Genomic DNA, 15,645 nt, shown 5'->3' on the forward strand with positions numbered 1-15,645 from the left:
GGAGGGAGCCAGGGCGCGGGCCGGGGCGGCGAACGGGGCACCGATGGGGCCCATGAGCTCGCGCGGGCGCTGCGCGCCGCCATGCGGGGTGAGGTGGCGTTCGACGCCACCGCCCGCGCGCTGACGACGATGGACGCGTCGAACTACCGCCGCGTCCCGCTGGCCGTCGTCGCCCCACGCGATGCCGACGACATCGCCGCGGCCCTGGCCGTCTGCCGCGAGCACGCCGTGCCCGTGGTGCCGCGCGGTGGCGGCACCTCGATCGCCGGACAGGCCACCGGCACCGGCGTGGTGCTGGACCTGACCCGGCATCTGAACCGCGTCATTCGCCTGGACCCCGAGGCCCGCACCGCCGTCGTCCAACCCGGCGTCATCTGCGATGACCTGCGGTCGGCCGCCGCCGCGCACGGGCTCACCTTCGGGCCCGACCCGTCCACCCACAGCCGCTGCACCATCGGCGGCATGATCGGCAACAACTCCTGCGGCTCGCACTCGGTGGCCTGGGGGACCACCGCCGACAATGTGCGGGAGCTTGAGGTGCTGCTGTACGGGGGCGAGCGGGTACGGCTCGGCCAGGGCAGCTTGGGCGCGCTACCCACCCGGCTACGCGACGGGCTGCGTGCCCTGGTGGACGGGGATCTGGCGCTGCTGCGGACGGGCTTTCCCGAGCTGCCGCGCCGTATCTCCGGATACGCGCTCGATGAGCTGCTCCCGGAAAAGGGCATCGACTTGGCGCGCGCCTTCACCGGCAGTGAAGGCACGCTGGGCGTGGCCTGCGAGGCGACGGTGCGCCTGGTGGCGGCGCCGCGGGCGCGGGCGTTGGCGATCCTGGGGTACGCCGAGGAGAGCAGTGCGGCCGACGCCGCGCACACGCTCCTTCCGTACGGTCCGCTGACCGTTGAAGGGATGGCGAGTGACCTGGTTGGGCCGCTCGCCGCCGCCTCCCTGCCCAGGGGCGGCGCCTGGCTGTTCGTCGAGGTCGGCGGGGACGACCCGAAGCAGGCCCGCGCGCACGCCGAAGCGCTGGCCCGTGGCGCTGCCGGGGCCTGCACCGGCACCGCCGTCATCACCGACCCCGCCCACCAGCGCAGCCTGTGGCGCATCAGGGAGGACGCCTCCGGCACGGCGACCCGCATGCCCGATGGCAGCGAGGCATGGCCCGGCTGGGAGGACTGCGCCGTGCCACCCGCCCAACTCGGCCGCTATCTCCGTGACTTCCGGTCCTTGCTCGCAGAGCACGGGCTCCGCGGCACCCCGTACGGGCACTTCGGCGACGGCTGCATTCACGTACGGATCGACTTCGACCTGCTGACCGCGCCTGGCATCGCCCGCTTCCGGCACTTCTCACAGGACCTCGCCCATCTCGTCGTCGCACACGGCGGCTCGCTCTCCGGCGAACACGGCGACGGGCAGGCGCGCGCCGAGTTGCTGCCGACGATGTACGGGCCGCGGCTGGTCGCCCTCTTCGAGCGCTTCAAGGACCTGTGGGACCCGGCCGGTGGCATGAACCCGGGCATGCTGACCCGACCGCACCGGATGGATGAGAACCTGCGGTTCGCGGTGCTGCCCAGTCGCCCGGTGGACGTGGCGTTCGGCTATCCGGAAGACGGCGGGGACTTCTCGGCCGCGGTGCGGCGCTGCGTGGGCGTCGCGAAATGCCGGGACACGAGCGTGTCGGGGTCCGCGGTGATGTGCCCCTCGTACCGGGCCACCGGCGAGGAGCAGCACTCGACCCGGGGCCGGGCCAGGCTGCTGCACGAGATGTTGGCGGGCGAGGTCATCGAGGACGGTTGGCGCTCCACCGAGGTGCGCGACGCCCTCGATCTGTGTCTGTCCTGCAAGGGCTGCCGCAGCGACTGCCCGGTGGGCGTGGACATGGCCACGTACAAGGCGGAGTTCCTGCACCACCACTACGCGGGGCGGCTGCGACCGGCCGCGCACTACGCCATGGGTTGGCTGCCGCTGTGGCTGCGGGGCGCGGCCACGCTACGGCTGGCCCCTGCGGCCAATGCGGCGTCCCGCGTCGCGCTACTCGCCGCGCTGGTCAAGCGGATGGGCGGCATCGCACCGGAGCGCAGTATTCCGGAGGTCGCCCCCGTGCCGTTCACCCGCTGGTGGCGGGAACGGGCGCGGCAGCGGGCGCGTACGGGGGCGGTTACGGATACGGGGGCGGTTACGGATACGGGCGCGCGCCGGTCCGAGGCGACCGTGGTGCTGTGGCCCGACACCTTCACCAACCACCTCTCCGCATCCGTTGGTCGGGCCGCCGTCGCGGTACTGGAGGACGCGGGGCTACGGGTCGTGGTGCCACCTGGTGGTGGCGGTGGTTCGCTGTGTTGCGGGCTGACCTGGGTTTCCACCGGCCAGCTCGACCGGGCCAAGAAGGTGATGCGTCGCACCCTGGACATCGTCACCCCGGCCCTGGAAGCGGGGCTGCCGCTGGTGGTTCTGGAACCGAGTTGCGCGGCGACGCTGTGTAGCGACCTGCCCGAACTGCTGGGTCCCGATGAGCCCCGCGCAGCCCAACTTGCTTCTGCTGTACGCACGTTCGCGCAAGCCCTCGATCAGTACGCCCCCGACTGGCAGCCGCCGCGCGTGGATCGGCCCGTCGTCGGACAGACCCACTGCCATCAGCACGCGGTGCTCGGCGATGCGGCCGAGCGCACGCTACGCGAGCGGGCCGGGCTGACCGGCGAACTCAGCGGCGGTTGTTGTGGCCTCGCCGGCAACTTCGGTTTCGAGGTCGGGCATTACGAGGTCTCGGTGGCCTGCGCCGAGGAGGCGCTGTTGCCCTCCGTACGGGAGCGGCCGGGCGATGCTGAGGTGCTGGCAGACGGCTTCTCCTGCCGTACGCAGCTTCAGCAACTCGCCGGGCAGCGGGGACGACACCTGGCCGAGGTGCTGGCGGAGGCATTGGCCGAGGGGCGGGGAACCGCACCACGGTAAGGGGCGGAGTCGTGTCGGTGGGGCGCTCACGCAGCGGGGGCGTGGGGACGCGGCGCTCGCGCAGCGGGGGGTGCTGGCGGAGTAGCCGAAGGGTGCTGCTGAGTCGGCAAGTTGGCCGGATGAGGTGGTGGCCATCGTCTCCGCCGGTGGGCAGTTGACTTCAACCAGGGTTGAACTTTCAGGATGGTGAACCCCCGCACCCCGTGCCCCGCGGCCCCACCCGAATGCGCAACCGGTGGCACACCGTCCTGACGACGAGGAGACCGGCGATGACCGCAGACGTAAACGCAGACGTGAACACAGGTGCAGACGCAGGTACAGACGTAAGCGCAGGCACAGGCACGGGCGGGGCGCCGACTCAGGCGAAGGGGACCGGCTCCGGCTCTGATTCCCGGTACGCCCTGCCGGACGTCACCAGGCTCGATGCCGAGTTGGTCACCTTCAGCACCTGGGGGGTGGGTACGCCCGAGCGGCAGCGTGCGGCCGTGGAGGCCATTGCCGCCACCTGGCAGCGGTTGCCGTGGCCGACCCCCGACTTGCTCAGCTACACCGTCTACACCGCCACCGATGGCGAGACGCTGGCGCACTTCGCGCAGTGGACGAACGAGGCGGCACGCGCCGCGTATGTCAGCGCCGGGCAGCAGGTACCGCACGCGAAGGAGATCGACGCCGCGGTGCCTGGCATCGAGCGCAGCGGGGTCACCCCGTACCGCCGCTACCGCAGCGCGTTCACACCCGAAGCGGACGGCGTGGGCGCCCCGGTGCCGGGGTGTGTCATCGCCGTATCGATCGAGTTCGACGGCCCGGACGAGGAACGGCTGCGCCGCTGGGTGGACGGTTGGTTCCATGGCGACGAGGCCGAACTCGATGATGCCTTCAATGGCCTGCTTGCCGCGCACTTCCATGTGAGCACCGATGGCACTCGGGTGCTCAACTACGCGGAGTGGGTGAGCGAACAGGCGCACATCGATGCCCTCGCCGGCGTCCACGATACGCACACCGAGAGCCCGGAAGAGTCGGCGGAAGACGACCAGTGGCGAAGTCAGTTGACCTTCCCCGGCCTCAAGGCGACGGGGTTCAAGCGGTACCACCTGAGTTGGAGCGGGACGCCCCAACGGTGACTGGGGTACGCGGCGGCTGAGGCCGACCCGGGGAGCGGACCCAGTCCCCGGATCGGCCCGAGCCCGTCCCCCTGTACCCCCGTCCCCCTGTACCCCCGTCCCCGGGCTCAAGCCGGTTGGCGCGCGACCGGTGGCCGGTCACCGGTCACGGTCACCGGGCACCGTTTGTGCGCTCCATGTCTCCCGCGTGAGCTCGTACTCGACGTCGCCGTGCTCGGCGCCCTCCAGGTACTCCGGCCACTCCACGAAGAACGTACGCACCAGTGACAAGCCGGTCTTTTCCAGCACCCGCCGGGAGCCGGCGTTCACGGTCATGGTGGTGGCCACCACCCGGTCCAGGTTCAGTTCCGTGAAGCCCCGGCGCACCAGCGCTCGTGCGCCCTCGGTCGCGTAACCGTGGCCCCATACGGCGTGGCGCAGCCGGTAGCCGAGTTCGGTGCCACCTGTGAGTCCGACGCTGGAGGCCGGCCGCAGCGAGACCCAGCCCAAGAAGACCCCGCTCTCCCGCTCCTCCGCAACGAACCGGCCCATGCCGTTCGGTAGTTGCCCGTACTCCTGCAAAATCTCGGGCAGGATCTCCTGCGTGATGACGCTGCGTGGCTCCGGATCGTCGATGTAGCGCATGACCTCTGGGTCACCGTGCAGGGCGGCGAGATCGTCGGCGTCGGCTTCGGTGAAGCGGCGCAGCCGCATGCGGGCAGTCTCCATGGCGTTCACGCCCTGATTCGAGCACCGCAGCCCAGCCGCCGACAACTGGGTTTTCCTCAGCGCCGCCAACCGAGTTGCTGCCGAAGCGCCGCCGACCGCCGCGCTCCCCGCGCCCCTGCCGTGTGGCGCGCCCGCCTGGCCCCGTTGCGGCATGCCACGACGCGGCATGCGTACGGGCCGAGCCCGGCGGTCAATCGCCGAGTCCGGCCCGTACGCCATCACTTGTGCACGGCGGTAAGCCCGTACGCCATCACGTACGCACAGCGGCACGCCCGTGACCGCACGCCGATGACGGCACGTCCGTGGTTATGCCGTCACTCGCTCGCGCTCCGACTCCGCTGCCCCTTTTGCGGCCTCTTTGGATGCCGTGGGAGTCCCTTTCGGTGAGGTTTCTTCCGGTGGGGTGCCGGCGTGCTCGGCGCTCGTGGTCTGCGAGTGGTCCGGTCGCGCGCCGGTCACCTGCGTGCCTGCCGCTATCCGGACGGGGACTGTTCCCTCGTCGTTGTGCCGCTCGGCCCAACTCGTCAGAGCCGTGCTGCACGCGTGGTCGAGGTGGCGCAGGCCCGACAGGTCGAGCTCGATCGGGCGGTCCTTGGGCAGCGCCTCCAGGGTGTCGAGCATCTTCGGGAGCCGGAGGAAGGTCGCGTTGCCGGACAGGGTGACGCGGATCGTGCCGCTGGGTGTGTCGGTGGACGTGGTGTGGATGTGGGAGGTCTCCCACGCCGTCTTGATCACGGACAGGGCCAGTCCGATCAGCACGCCCTCGAACATGTTGACCGTGACGATCGCCACCGCCGTGACGCCAAGGATGATCGCCTCGCCCCGATGCTCACGCCACATGGGGCCCAGATGTCCCAGGGGCAGCAGCTTCCACCCCGCGTGCACCAGGACGCCGGCGAGCGCCGCGATGGGGATCAGGCCAAGTACCGCGGGCAGCAGGGCGGCGAACAGCAGCAGCCACACGCCGTGCAGCACCCGGGACGCCTTGGTGACGGCCCCGGCCTGGACGTTGGTGGCGCTGCGTACGATGACGGCCGTCATCGGCAGGGCGCCGAGCGCACCACAGACCGCGTTGCCCGCGCCCTGCGCCATCAGCTCCTTGTCGTAGTCGGTCCGCGGACCGTCGTGCAGTCGGTCCACCGCCGCCGCGCTGAACAGGCTCTCGGCGGACGCGATGAGCATGAACGCCACGATCGTGCCCAGCATCCCGATCTGTGCCAGGTCACCGAAGTCGCCCGCGCCCGGTACGTTCACCGAGTCGGCCAGACCCTGCACCTTCACCTTGGCGATCGGCAGGTTCGCCAGCGCGGTCACGCCGGTTGCGAGCAGAACGGCGGCCAGCGCGCCGGGCACCACGCGCACCTTGGCGGGCAGATACGGCCAGCCGACCAGGACCGCGACCACGGCGGCGCCGACCGCGAAGGCCGTCAACGCGTCACTGCTTCCGGCGATGTCGCCGACCAGCCCCGGCAGCCCGGTGATCTTCTCGATGCCGGTCTTGGGGGCGGAGAGGTCGCCCATCGCGTACAACTGGCCGGCGATGATGACCAGGCCGATGCCGGCGAGCATGCCTTCCACGACGGAGACCGAGATGGCGCGGAACCATCGGCCGCAGCCCAGCGCCCCGAGCGCCAGTTGCAGCAACCCGGCCGCCAGCACGATGACACCGAGCGCGCCGAGCCCGTAGGTCTCGACCGCTTCGTAGACGAGCACGGTCAGCCCCGCGGCAGGGCCGCTGACCTGGAGGCTGCTGCCGGGGAGCAGCCCGGTGAGAATGCCGCCGACGATGCCGGTGATCAGCCCTACTTCGGCTGGGACGCCGGAGGCGACCGCGACGCCGACGCAGAGCGGCAGGGCGACGAGAAAGACGACGAGGGAAGCGGCGAAGTCACGCCGCAGGGTGAGGGCAGTGGGGCGCATGGTGTCCTCGCGATGCGGTGGGTCGTGGCTCGGGAGTTGGGAATGGGACGTTGTGCTTGGACCTGTTGGAGCAGCGGGACCGGTCAGGTCAGCGGGGCCGATCGGGTCGGTGGGGCGGTCGGGAGGCCCAGTTGAGTCAGTGGCTGCCATCGGGGGCTCACAGGGGGAGGAAGTCGTCGATGGCAGGTTGGTGCGCGAGCACGGCGCCCGTGTGCACCTCGTAGAACCAGCCATGCAGCGTGAGCTCGCCCGCTGCCATGCGGCGCGTGACGCAGGGGTAGCCGCGTAGCCGCTCAAGCTGGGCCCGTACGTGGGCCTGCACCGGGCGGGCGACCTCCGGGCCGTGGTCGCCGGGCTCCAGCGGACCGTCGGGGCCGGTTGGTGAGGCCGCGGCGTGCGCGAGCCAGCCGGAGACCGCGGGAACGGCGGCCAGGTCGTCGCCGCGTACGAGTGCTCCCACTGCGCCGCAGTGCGAGTGGCCGCACACGATGATGTCCGCGACGCGCAGCACCTCCACCGCGTACTCGATGGTGGCGGTCTCGCCACTGGGGCGCTCGGGGCGGTACTCGGGCACGATGTTGCCCGCCGTACGGAGTTCGAAGAGCCCGCCCGGACGGGCGCCGGTGATGAGCGACGGGATGACCCGGGAGTCGGAGCAGGTGATGAACAGCGCCTCCGGCGACTGTCCGGCGGCCAGCGGGGCCAGGTGTTCGCCGCGCTGCTTGAGTTGGTCCTGGAAGGTACGGGCGTGGTCGATGAGGGATTTCATGTCAGTTGCCTCCTGCGCTGGTATGAGGGTGCGCATCGGTACGAACTGGCGGGTGGTCACACACGGGGGAGCCCGAGACGGGCCGTCCCCAAGCGAGCGATGACGCGGCCGAAGACGGGGCCGAAGACGACGGCCGAAGACGGCTGTCTCACACGACGGCCGCATGCGACTGCCGGACACGACGGCCATACATGGCGGACGAAAGGGAGCAGTCCGAGCAAGACCATCGAGGTGAAGGCCGAAGGTTGGTGCCATCCTTGCTGGTCGCTACCGCGCCCGGGATGGGGCGTGAGGTGCCACTGGAGGCACGCGGTGGCATGCCCGTGGCGCGCGCGGCGCACGAAGGTCTCGCTGCTCGGGAGGTGGTTCGGGAGGTGATTCGGGCGGCCGGGCCGACGACGAGGAAACAGAAGGAAGCAGCCGAGCCGCCGTCCCTACCCGGGGCAACGCGTGATCGCTGTACGGGCCCTAGGTGGCCCGAGTGATGCGTGCGGGTGTGCGCCGGATGAACGCCGGGTCAGGCCGGTCCGTACGCTTGCGCCGGTCCGGTGGTCTGACGCTGTTGTCTAGCAGCGAAAGACTTGCAGCATGGTCGGCAGCACCGCACTGTGCTGTCTGCGCTGCCCCAGGGATGGGCAGTTGGGCCCACCTGTTCCCCGTGCGTCAAAGGGGAGGTCAATCGTGGCCAGGGGCGTCGAGCCGCCGTGCCGCATCTTCAGCGGCGAGCTCTGCGTGGTGCCGTGTCGGCCACCTGCGGAGGACCTGGCGGGCAACTCTTCTTGCCGCGAAACCTCCTCGCACAGCTTCGGGGCTTCCACGGTCACCCCCGCGCTCGCGCTCTGCGGAGCCGAGGGCACGCTCTCGGCTGCCTGGGCGGTGGGAGCACCCAACAGCACGACTAGCAGCGTGCTGGCGACCATGGCCGCCAGTGCGCCGCGTGCTGCCCAGATTCGTCCCACTGCTTCGCCCTTAACTGAGATCAGGTGATCTGTCGGAAACCACCGGCTTGGTAAGGGGTGGCCCCGGCTCTCGCCCAGGACGATCAGCGTATAGCGCGACAGTCGAGAGCGCGGGGACGCTGAGGTAAACGTCATGTTTCCGAGGTGGGGAGAAAAACCCGGAATACGCACGCGTAGAGCGCTGGTGACCTGCGCTTATGGCATCGGGCGTAGATCAACATGCGTACATATCGGGTCAGTTGGCGCGTAACCGCTTGGGTGCGGTAGGGCGTAAGTGGGCCGTGACGTCGCTCACCTGGCGTTATTCGGCCATGCAATTCGCCCGAATCTTTTCGCACGGCTTCATTTAGGGGGCGGCAGGGGGAGTGGTAGGGGGCGTGTGGTGTTCACCGTTTGCTCCGGTCGGGTGAACCTGACGATCTGAAAATAATGCAATCACGCTTGCTTGTTTCTTTTGGTGCTGCCACGCTCGTTCTCGCCGGGGGACTCACGCCCCGCGGCGCACGCCGTACTGCGGGCCGTCACGGCGCGCAGGGCGGGCCCCTCCCGCTGCCGGTACGGACCGCTGCCGGTACGAACCCCGTTGCCGGTACGAACCCGCCGCCCGCACGGGCCGATGCCGAAGCCGTGACGAGGAGAGCGCACCGTGGCCGATACTGCAGCCCTACTCGACGATCTACGCGCCGAGGGCGACGCCCTGGACGCGCTGGTCGCCGGGCTCGATTCCGACCAGTGGGCCAGGCCCACGCCCGCGGCGGGTTGGACCATCGCGCACCAGATCGCCCACCTGGCCTGGACCGATGACCGCGCGACCGAGGCTGCTACCGCGCCCGAGGCGTTCGCGCGGGAGGTCGAGAAGTCCCGCGCGGAGCCGGAGCGCTTCGTAGCCGCGGGCGCCGAACAAGGCGCGGCCGAGCCGCCTGCCGCGCTCCTCGCCCGCTGGCGCGCCGGCCGGGCCGCGCTGCTCGACCTGCTCGCCGCGCAGCCGGAGGGGGTGAAACTCCCCTGGTACGGGCCGCCGATGGGGGCCGCCTCGATGGCAACCGCCCGGCTGATGGAGACCTGGGCGCACGGCCAGGACGTGGCGGACGCGCTCGACGTGTGGCGCGCACCCACCGCACGGCTGCGGCATGTGGCCCATATCGGCGTACGAGCCCGCGACTATGCCTATCTCGTACGCCAACTCCCCCAACCAGTCGAGGAGTTCCGCGTCGAACTGGTCGCCCCCGGCGGCACCCTGTGGACCTACGGGCCCCCCGGCGCCGCCCAGCGCGTCACCGGGCGCGCCCTGGACTTCTGCCTGCTCGTCACCCAGCGGGCGCACCGCGACGACCTGGCGCTACGGGCCGAAGGGCCCGACGCGCGGCGCTGGTTGGAGATCGCCCAGGCGTTCGCGGGCCCACCGGGCGCGGGCCGCCCCGCCGGGCAGCGTGCGGCAGCGGCGACAGCCGGCGGCAGCGGCGGCAGCAGCGACAGGGCGGTGGGGCAGCCGACATGGCCCAGCGCGGACCAGCCGCCAGCACCGGACGCGACCCAGCCAGCGGGCCGAATGGCGCACGAGCCAGCGCTTCCACCAACGACCCAGCCAGCGGATCGGATGCCGAGCCCCGCGGCCACGCGGCCAGATGGTCAGGAAGGTGCCGGCGCATGAGCGCGAGGGCAGTGTGGGAGCCGGCGCAAGAGTCGGCGCACGGCGGGGGCAGGCCGCGGGTGGCGGCACCGCTGCGGATCGGGAACGCCTCGGGGTTCTACGGCGACCGCTTCGACGCCCTGCGCGAGATGCTGACCGGTGGCCCGCTGGACGTGCTGACCGGGGACTACCTGGCCGAGCTCACCATGCTCATCCTCGGCAGGGACCGGTTGAAGGACCCCTCGCGCGGTTACGCCAAGACCTTTCTGCGGCAGTTGGAGGAGGGGCTTGGGCTCGCGATCGAGCACGGCGTACGCCTCGTCACGAACGCGGGCGGCCTCCATCCGGCCGCGCTCGCCGATGCCATACGCGAACTCGCCGACCGGGTCGGGGTGCCGGTGCGCGTTGCCCATGTGGAGGGCGATGACGTGCTGGCCCGCGCGCAGCGCGAGGGCTGGGGCGAGGGCGCACTCACGGCTAACGCCTACCTCGGCGGCGCGGGCATCGCCGCCGGTCTACGCGGTGGCGCCGACGTCGTGGTCACCGGCAGGGTCACCGATGCCGCGCTGGTCAGCGGTCCGGCCGCCGCCCACTTCGGCTGGGCCGACGACGACTGGGACACGCTGGCCGGGGCCGTGGTCGCCGGCCACGTGCTGGAGTGCGGCGCACAGGCCACCGGCGGCAACTACGCGTTCTTCACCGAGCACATCGCCGTGCCCGCACCCGGAGCCGTGCCCGCATCCGGAGCCGTGTCCGCGCCCACACCCGCACCCCCGTGCGGCCCGCGCCGCGCGCGCAGCGGCCCGTACCGCCCCGGCTTCCCGCTCGCCGAGATCCACGCAGATGGCTCCTGCGTGATCACCAAGCACCCGGGCACGGGCGGCGCCGTCACCACCGAGACCGTCACGGCGCAACTCCTGTACGAGACGCAGGGCGCGCGCTACGCCGGACCCGACGTCACCGCCCGGCTCGACACGCTGCGCCTCGCACAGGACGGGCCCGACCGGGTGCGAATCACGGGCGTGCGCGGCGAGGCGCCGCCGCCCGACCTCAAGGTGGGGCTGACCCGGTTGGGCGGCTGGCGTAACGAGGTCGTGTTCGTGCTGACCGGCCTCGACATCGAGGCCAAGGCCTCCCTCCTACGGGAGCAGATCGAGGACGCGCTCGCCGGACAGCGGCCCGCCGATGTGCGGTGGACCCTGGCCCGTACCGACCGCGCCGACGCCGCCGTACAAGAGGAGGCCAGCGCGCTGCTGCGGCTCGTGGTGCGCGACCCGCAGCCGGACTCGGTGGGGCGGGCGCTGAGCGGGGCGGCCGTCGAGCTGGCCCTCGCCAGCTATCCCGGCTTCCAGGTGAGCGCCCCGCCCGCCAAGGGCGCCCCGTACGGCGTCTTCGAGGCCGCGTTCCTGCCCGCCGACAGCGTCGAGCACACCACCGTGTTGCCCGATGGGCAGCGGCTGGCGATCATCCCGCCCGCGCTGACCCGGGCCCTGGCCGACGTCGAACAGCCGCCGCTACCCGAGCCGTTGCCGGCCGGGCTGCCCACCCGGCGGGCCCCGCTCGGGCTGATCGTCGGCGCCCGCAGCGGCGACAAGGGTGGCAGCGCCAACGTCGGGTTGTGGGCGCGCACCGATGACGCCTGGCGCTGGCTGGCCCATGAGCTGACCGTCGAGCGGCTGCGTGCCCTGCTGCCCGAGACGGCCACACTGCCGATCACCCGACACGTACTGCCCGAGCTGCGCGCGCTCAACTTCCTCATCGACGGGCTGCTCGGTGAGGGCGTCGCCGCGCAGGCCCGGTTCGATCCCCAGGCCAAGGCCGTAGGCGAGTGGCTGCGCGCACGGCAACTGGACATACCGGAGGTGTTGTTGTGACCGTCCTCGCGTCGGCGCTCGATGTGATGAGCGCCGAGTACGCCGCCAACAAGGAGGCGATGCTCGGCAAGCTCGCCGACGTCGAAACCGAACACGCCAAGGCGATCGCCGGCGGCGGCGAAAAGTACATCGCCAGGCACCGGGGGCGCGGCAAGTTGCTGGCCCGCGAGCGTATCGAGCTGCTCACCGACCCCGACACACCGTTCCTGGAGCTGTCCCCGCTGGCGGCCTGGGGCAGCGACTACGCCATCGGCGCCGCGCTGGTCACCGGCATCGGCGTCATCGAGGGCGTCGAGTGCCTGATCACCGCCAACGACGCGACCGTACGCGGCGGTGCCAGCAACCCCTGGACGCTCAAGAAGGCGCTGCGCGCCAACGAGATCGCCCGCGCCAACCGGCTGCCGTGCGTGGCGCTCGTCGAATCGGGCGGCGCCGATCTGCCCAGCCAAAAGGAGATCTTCATCCCCGGTGGTGCCCTGTTCCGGGACATCACCCAGTTGTCAGCGGCCGGCATCCCCACCCTTGCCGTGGTGTTCGGGAACTCGACGGCCGGCGGCGCGTACGTCCCCGGCATGTCCGACCACACCATCATGGTCAAGGAGCGGGCAAAGGTCTTCCTCGGCGGCCCGCCGCTGGTCAAGATGGCCACCGGCGAGGAGAGCGACGACGAGTCGCTGGGCGGCGCCGAGATGCACGCCCGCACCTCCGGGCTCGCCGACTACTTCGCGCTGGACGAACTGGACGCGTTGCGCCAGGCCCGGCGCGTCGTCGCCCGCCTCAACTGGTCCAAGGCGCACGCCGATCCGCCACCCGCGGCCCCACCGAAGTACGACGAAAACGAACTCCTCGGCATCGTCCCCGGCGACCTGAAGGTCCCCTTCGACCCGCGCGAGGTCATCGCCCGGGTCGTGGACGGCTCGGACTTCGACGAGTTCAAGCCGCTGTACGGGCCGAGCCTGGCCACCGGCTGGGCCACGCTGCACGGCTATCCGATCGGCATCCTCGCCAATGCGCAGGGCGTGCTGTTCTCGGCCGAGTCACAAAAGGCCGCCCAGTTCATCCAGCTCGCCAACCAGCGCGACATCCCGCTGGTCTTCCTGCACAACACCACCGGTTACATGGTCGGCAAGGAGTACGAGCAGGGCGGCATCATCAAGCACGGCGCGATGATGATCAACGCGGTGTCCAACTCCACGGTCCCGCACCTGTCCGTCCTGATGGGCGCCTCCTACGGCGCCGGCCACTACGGCATGTGCGGCCGGGCGTACGACCCCCGCTTCCTGTTCGCCTGGCCCAGCGCCAAGTCCGCCGTGATGGGCCCGCAGCAGCTCGCGGGCGTGCTGTCGATCGTCGCCCGCGCATCGGCCGCAGCCAAGGGCCAGCCCTACGACGACGAGGGCGACGCCGCGCTGCGCACCATGGTGGAGCAGCAGATCGAGTCCGAATCGCTGCCGATGTTCTTGTCCGGGCGGCTGTACGACGACGGCGTCATCGACCCCCGCGACACCCGCACCGTCCTCGGCATGTGCCTGTCGGCCATCCACAACGCGCCGGTCGAAGGCGCGCGTGGCGGCTTCGGCGTCTTCCGGATGTGAGGCACCAGTGACCGGATCTGAGGCATCAGTGATCAGCACCCTGCTCGTCGCCAACCGCGGTGAAATCGCCCGCCGCATCTTCCGCACCTGCCGCGAACTCGGCATCGCCACCGTCGCGGTCTACTCCGACGCGGACGCCGACGCACCCCACACCCGCGAGGCGGACGCGGCCTTCCACCTGCCGGGCAACGCCCCAGCGGATACGTACCTACGCGGCGACCTCCTCGTAGCAGCCGCCCTGACCTGCGGTGCGGACGCCGTCCATCCTGGCTACGGCTTCCTCTCCGAGAACCCCGACTTCGCCCGCGCCGTCACCGACGCCGGGCTGATCTGGGTCGGCCCACCCCCCGCGGCCATCGCGTCGATGGCCTCCAAGACCCGGGCCAAGGAGATCATGGCGGACGCCGGCGTACCGCTCCTCGCGCCCGTGAGGGCCGAGGACGCCACCGCCGCTGACCTGCCGCTCCTGGTCAAGGCGGCGGCCGGTGGCGGCGGGCGCGGCATGCGGCTCGTACGCGAACTCTCCAACCTGCCAAGCGCGCTGGCCGCCGCCAGCACCGAGGCGGCCTCGGCCTTCGGGGACGGCGAGGTGTTCGCCGAGCCGTACGTGGAGAACGGGCGCCATGTCGAGGTGCAGATCCTCGCGGACGCGCACGGCACGGTGTGGGTGCTCGGCACCCGCGACTGCTCGCTCCAGCGCCGCCACCAAAAGGTCATCGAGGAGGCCCCGGCGCCCGCGCTCCCGGCCGCACTGCGCGCCGCGCTGCACACGGCCGCCACCGAGGCGGCCGAGGCGATCGGCTACCAGGGCGCGGGCACGGTCGAGTTCCTGGTCGCACCCGGCGGCCGGGGCTACTTCCTGGAGATGAACACCCGCCTCCAGGTGGAACACCCGGTCACCGAGTGCGTTTACGGCATCGATCTGGTGGCCCTGCAACTCCGGGTAGCCGAGGGCCATGCGCTGCCCGCCGCACCCCCGGAGCCCACCGGGCATGCGGTGGAGGCCCGGCTGTACGCGGAGGACCCTGCCCGTGACTGGCAACCGCAGACGGGCGTGCTGCACCGGCTTGAGGTGGCCGGGGCGGGGGTGCCGGAACTGTCGGGGCCACTGGTGCCGGCGGGGCTGTCGGGGCTGTCGGGACTGCGCGTTGACTCGGGGTTCGGCGCCGGGGACACCATCGGCATCCATTACGATCCGATGCTCGCCAAGGTCATCGCCTGGGCCCCCACCCGCGCTGAGGCCATTCGCCGTCTCGCCCACGCCCTGGAACGCTCCCGGGTACACGGCCCGGTCACCAACCGCGAGCTGCTCGTACGGTCCCTGCGGCACCCCGAATTCATCGCCGCCCAGCTGGACACCGGCTTCTACGAGCGCCACCTCGACGCGCTGACCGCGGCCCCGGACGACAACGAGACGCGAGTGGCCGCGCTCGCCGCGGCGCTGGCCGACGCCTGCGGGCGCTCCCGCTTCGGCGGCTGGCGCAACGTCCCCTCCCAGCCGCAGACCAAGACCTACCGCCTGGAGCCGGACGGCACGGAACACGAGATCCGCTACCGGCACACCCGCGACGGCCTCACCGCCGATGGACTGCCCGACGTCCACTGCCTCTCGGCGACCCGAAGCCTGGTCGTGCTCGAAGTGGGCGGCGTGCGGCGGCAGTTCGCTGTTTTCGCGTACGAGGACGGCTCGGTGTACGTGGACGTGCCGCGGCTGCCGGGCGGGGCCACACAGGGACCGGGCTCGGGCTCGGACCCCGGGGCGGGCCCGAGCCGGGGCGCGGGCGGCCGGGCTCCTTCGTGCGCCTCGTACACCTCGTACACCGCGTACACCTCGTACGTCTCGTATGCCCTCACCCCCCTCCCGCGCTTCCCCGACCCCACCGCCCGTACCGAGCCGGGGTCGCTGCTCGCGCCCATGCCGGGCACGGTCATCCGGCTCGCCAATGCCGCCGTGGGCGACGCCGTGCAGGCCGGGCAGCCCCTGCTGTGGCTGGAGGCGATGAAGATGGAACACAAGATCATCGCCCCCGCCTCCGGAACCTTGGCGGCGCTGCCCGTCGCCCCGGGCCAGCAGGTAGAGGTGGGCGCACTCCTCGCCGTCGTATCCGACTGACCCCGGCCCC

General features: G+C 71.5%; 9 protein-coding genes and 1 pseudogene. 6 read left to right on the top strand and 4 right to left on the bottom strand.

Annotated features, from left to right (window positions below; genetic code table 11):
• Positions 1 to 81: 81 nt before the first annotated feature.
• Positions 82 to 2,946, top strand: a complete 2,865-nt coding sequence (locus tag FHS42_RS08020) for an FAD-binding and (Fe-S)-binding domain-containing protein (protein WP_184570707.1) — start codon at positions 82 to 84, stop codon at positions 2,944 to 2,946.
• Between the two features lie 269 nt (positions 2,947 to 3,215).
• Entirely contained in the window at positions 3,216 to 4,067 is an 852-nt protein-coding gene (locus FHS42_RS08025) for an antibiotic biosynthesis monooxygenase (RefSeq protein WP_184570288.1), read from the top strand.
• 138 nt (positions 4,068 to 4,205) lie between these two features.
• Here FHS42_RS08025 and FHS42_RS08030 read toward each other — a convergent pair whose 3' ends face one another.
• The 4 genes from FHS42_RS08030 to FHS42_RS08045 all read right to left on the bottom strand — a co-directional run bounded on the left by FHS42_RS08030 (position 4,206) and on the right by FHS42_RS08045 (position 8,423).
• Positions 4,206 to 4,775 carry a GNAT family N-acetyltransferase gene (locus FHS42_RS08030; protein ID WP_184570709.1) on the bottom strand — a complete coding sequence of 190 codons (570 nt, stop codon included), beginning with the start codon at positions 4,773 to 4,775 and terminating at the stop codon, positions 4,206 to 4,208.
• Positions 4,776 to 5,081: 306 nt separating this feature from the next.
• Positions 5,082 to 6,695, bottom strand: coding sequence for a SulP family inorganic anion transporter (locus tag FHS42_RS08035; RefSeq protein WP_184570290.1), 1,614 nt, complete (start codon positions 6,693 to 6,695; stop codon positions 5,082 to 5,084).
• 157 nt (positions 6,696 to 6,852) lie between these two features.
• Positions 6,853 to 7,464, bottom strand: a complete 612-nt coding sequence (locus tag FHS42_RS08040; RefSeq protein ID WP_184570292.1) for a carbonic anhydrase — start codon at positions 7,462 to 7,464, stop codon at positions 6,853 to 6,855.
• 566 nt (positions 7,465 to 8,030) lie between these two features.
• Entirely contained in the window at positions 8,031 to 8,423 is a 393-nt protein-coding gene (locus FHS42_RS08045) for a hypothetical protein (protein ID WP_184570294.1), read from the bottom strand.
• A 646-nt stretch (positions 8,424 to 9,069) separates the two neighbouring features.
• On the opposite strand from FHS42_RS08045, the pseudogene FHS42_RS08050 reads away from it, so the two are divergent.
• The 4 genes and pseudogenes from FHS42_RS08050 to FHS42_RS08065 form a co-directional block, all read left to right on the top strand.
• Positions 9,070 to 9,840 (top strand): annotated as a pseudogene (locus FHS42_RS08050) (TIGR03084 family metal-binding protein); the annotation flags it as partial.
• A 293-nt stretch (positions 9,841 to 10,133) separates the two neighbouring features.
• Complete coding sequence (locus tag FHS42_RS08055) at positions 10,134 to 11,927, top strand: acyclic terpene utilization AtuA family protein (protein ID WP_312866794.1); 1,794 nt, start codon at positions 10,134 to 10,136, stop codon at positions 11,925 to 11,927.
• Positions 11,924 to 13,522, top strand: coding sequence for an acyl-CoA carboxylase subunit beta (locus FHS42_RS08060; RefSeq protein WP_184570300.1), 1,599 nt, complete (start codon positions 11,924 to 11,926; stop codon positions 13,520 to 13,522). The genes FHS42_RS08055 and FHS42_RS08060 overlap by 4 nt, the downstream gene beginning before the upstream one ends.
• Positions 13,523 to 13,550: 28 nt before the next feature.
• Entirely contained in the window at positions 13,551 to 15,635 is a 2,085-nt protein-coding gene (locus FHS42_RS08065) for an acetyl/propionyl/methylcrotonyl-CoA carboxylase subunit alpha (protein WP_184570711.1), read from the top strand.
• The last annotated feature ends 10 nt before the right edge of the window (positions 15,636 to 15,645 follow it).

This window comes from Streptomyces zagrosensis, assembly GCF_014203645.1.
GTDB lineage: Bacteria > Actinomycetota > Actinomycetes > Streptomycetales > Streptomycetaceae > Streptomyces > Streptomyces zagrosensis.

Coding starts and splice junctions, on each gene's coding strand:
- FHS42_RS08030 (WP_184570709.1), bottom strand. CDS start 4,775: ATGGAGACTGCCCGCATGCGGCTGCGCCGCTTCACCGAAGCCGACGCC.
- FHS42_RS08020 (WP_184570707.1), top strand. CDS start 82: ATGCGGGGTGAGGTGGCGTTCGACGCCACCGCCCGCGCGCTGACGACG.
- FHS42_RS08025 (WP_184570288.1), top strand. CDS start 3,216: ATGACCGCAGACGTAAACGCAGACGTGAACACAGGTGCAGACGCAGGT.
- FHS42_RS08035 (WP_184570290.1), bottom strand. CDS start 6,695: ATGCGCCCCACTGCCCTCACCCTGCGGCGTGACTTCGCCGCTTCCCTC.
- FHS42_RS08040 (WP_184570292.1), bottom strand. CDS start 7,464: ATGAAATCCCTCATCGACCACGCCCGTACCTTCCAGGACCAACTCAAG.